Below are 905 nucleotides of genomic sequence, written 5' to 3'. Positions count from 1 at the left end.
TGGCTGAACCTTATTTTCTCTATCGCCTTGTCCACGTCTTTGACGGCGGGGGGAATATATGATTTTACTTGCAGTACGGCTTCTTCTATTTCGTAGCCTGCATATTCGGGATTCTGCGCCAGTTCCCCGTAAATGGCACTGAAACATTCAAGGTGTCTAATCTTCACCGTCTTGGTTTTCTTGTTCGGCATGGCTCAATCGAATTTGGTTAATAACTGCGCATTCCTTATCCGCTCCTCCTGCTCGAAACTGGCGAGGTAGTTCTCCGTGATGGCAAGGCTTGAATGCCCCAAACTCTCGGATATGTAAGCGATGTTCGTTCCGCTGCGTTTTAAGACAGTCGCATAGGAATGCCGGGCGGAATAGGTCGTGAAACGTGGGACACCGACAGCTTGGGCTATTTTAGCCAAAGCGATGTTGCAACGGTGCGTTACCCGTCTGACAATATTGGAAATGACAAATTCGTCCTCCGTGTCTTTGGCATACTTGAAAAGGAAAGTATCGGGATTCCCTTCGTCAGGGTTTCCCCACCGTTTTATAATATCCCGCATTTCGGGAGTGAGCACCGCCCTTATTTCCCGTATATGGTTGGACGTGTGCGATGTCTTGGAGCGTACAAAGCAGATTTCACCGTCCACGATGTTCCCATACCGCAAGAAAAGCATATCCCTGAAATTGATACCGTTGCACAGGTAGGAGAAAAACCAAAAATCCCGGTACTTCTCAACGGTCTTGCTGCCCTTGTATGTCACGACTTTTTTTATCTGTTCCATCGTCAAGGCTAACTTTCGGCTGTTGCCGCTCGGAATCTCGTACTTTCCCCTGCCGAACGGGTATTGGGCTTCTTTCAAAATCCCGTTGCGCCTTGCGTCATTCACCACGCATTTAAGGGCTTTCATATAGAA

At 48.2% G+C, this 905-nt stretch carries 1 protein-coding gene and 1 pseudogene; both read right to left on the bottom strand.

From position 1 onward, the window contains the following. Positions 1-191, bottom strand: a pseudogene (locus tag DWX33_RS22210) (hypothetical protein); the annotation flags it as partial. Positions 192-194: 3 nt separating this feature from the next. Then, positions 195-905 (bottom strand): tyrosine-type recombinase/integrase (locus tag DWX33_RS22205; RefSeq protein ID WP_147425527.1); only part of this gene is annotated, 711 nt, incomplete at its 5' end.

Origin of the sequence: Parabacteroides sp. AF19-14 (assembly GCF_003635485.1) — a bacterium.
In the GTDB taxonomy this organism is placed as follows: domain Bacteria; phylum Bacteroidota; class Bacteroidia; order Bacteroidales; family Tannerellaceae; genus Parabacteroides; species Parabacteroides distasonis.
Note: the sequence above shows the minus strand (reverse complement) of the source record. Positions and strands in the feature narration are given on the sequence as shown.